The organism is Myxococcus vastator, assembly GCF_010894475.1.
GTDB lineage: Bacteria > Myxococcota > Myxococcia > Myxococcales > Myxococcaceae > Myxococcus > Myxococcus vastator.
In genome coordinates, this window is the sequence record NZ_JAAIYB010000763.1 from 1 (window position 1) to 2,042 (window position 2,042).

General features: G+C 69.1%; 1 protein-coding gene. It reads left to right on the forward strand.

All coding sequences use genetic code 11. The features are described 5' to 3' along the window. Window positions 1-2,042 (forward strand): condensation domain-containing protein (locus G4D87_RS37000; RefSeq protein WP_240358919.1); only part of this gene is annotated, 2,042 nt, incomplete at both ends.

The window sequence follows — 2,042 nt, forward strand, 5'->3', positions numbered from 1 at the left end:
GGGAGGGGCAGGAGAAGCGGGTGGAGGCGTACGTGGTGGCGCCTGGAGCGGACGCCGCGGCGCTGAAGGAGGCGGTGAGGCAGAAGCTGCCGGAGTACATGGTGCCGTCGGTGGTGGTGGTGCTGGAGGCGCTGCCGCTGACGCCCAACGGCAAGGTCGACCGCAAGGCGCTCCTGGCCTCGGAGGCAGGCGTCCCCGAGCAGCGACAGCACGTCGAGCCGCGCACGCCCACCGAGCAGAAGCTCGGCCACCTGTGGTGCGCGGTCCTGGACCTGAAGCAGGTCAGCGCCGACGCTGACTTCTTCGAGCTGGGCGGTCACTCCTTGCTGGCGACTCAGCTCATCGCGCACATTCGCTCGGAGTTCGGTGTGGAGCTGCCGCTGCGGACGCTCTTCGCCTCGCCCACGCTCGACGCACTGGCGCGGCAAATCGAAGAGGCAGCGCGGGCCTCGATACCCCTGAGTGCGCCAGCGATGACGCCGGTGGCTCGAACGGGCGCATTGCCCGTGTCGTTCGCCCAGCAACGGCTCTGGTTCATCGACCAGCTTCATCCGGGCAGCGCCGTCTACAACGTCCCCATCGCGCTTCGCATCGAGGGCACGCTGAACGTGGCCGCGTTGCAACGCGCGTTCTCGGCTCTTGTCGCGCGGCATGAGCCGCTGCGCACGACGTTTTCCTCTCACGAAGGCGAACCCGTCCAGGTCATCGCGCCGGCCGGAGACTTCGTGCTCGAGTTCGAGGACTTGAGCGTGCTCCCTGAAGCGGAGCGCGAAACCGACTTCCGCGGGCGAGCGATACGCGAGTCCTTGCGGCCCTTCTCCCTGGCGCGAGGTCCCCTGGTCCGCGCGGTCCTGGCTCGGCTGTCGCCGGAGACGCACGCCGTGGTGTTGGTGCTGCATCACATCGTCTCGGATGGTTGGTCCCTGGGCGTGCTGGTCCGCGAAATGGGGGCGCTCTACTCCGCCTTCCACGAGGGGCGCCCGCCCGAGTTGCCGGCGCTGCCCGTGCAGTACGCGGACTATGCGGTGTGGCAGCGGCAGTGGCTGAGCGGTGCCCCGCTGGACGCACAGATCGCCTGGTGGCGGCAGCAGTTGTCCGACGCGCCTCCGTTCCTGGACCTCCCCACGGACAAGCCGAGACCCGCGACGCTTTCGCACCGAGGCGCCCTGGTGCCGGTTCACCTGTCGCGTTCGTTGAGGGACGCGGTGACGGCCCTCGCCCATGCGGAAGGGGCCACGCCCTTCATGGTGCTGCTGGCGGGCTTCCAGCTCCTGCTCGCTCGTTACTCGGGACAGGAGGACGTGCTGGTGGGCTCGCCCATCGCGGGGCGCCGGTACCAGGAGACGGAGGGGCTCATCGGCTTCTTCGTCAACACCCTGGTCCTTCGCGCACAGGTCCGGCCCGAGGCCACCTTCCGTGAGCTGCTGGCGCAGGTGCGTGAGCGGACGCTCGGCGCCTATGAGCACGAGGACCTTCCCTTCGAGAAGCTGGTGGAGCACCTCCAGCCCGAACGGAACCTGGGGCGGAGTGCGCTCTTCCAGGTCCTGTTCGTGTTGCAGAACGCCCCGGTGGGGCCCTTGTCGCTGCCCGGGCTGTCCGTGAGGCCGATGGGGTTGCTCGACCGGGAGACGGCGCGCTTCGAGCTGTCACTGAGTCTGGGCGAGACACCGGAGGGCTTCGAGGGCGCGCTCCAGTTCAGCACCGACCTCTTCACGGAGGCCACGGCGGAGCGGATGGTGTTCCACCTGGAGCAGGTGCTGAAGGCCGTCACCACGCGGCCCGAATCGCGCCTCTCCGAGATACCGCTGCTGACCGATGCCGAGCGTCATCAGGTGCTGGAGGAATGGAACAACGCGGCCCAGGCTTTGCGGTGGGAGGCTGTCCACCGGTGCGTCGAGCACCACGCGGAGCGGACGCCGGAGTCGCCCGCGGTGCGGTGCGAGGAGCGGGAGCTGACGTACCGCCAGTTGGAGGCGCAGGCCAACCAGGTGGCGCACCAGTTGAGGGGAATGGGGGTGGGCGCGGAAGTGCCAGTGGCGCTG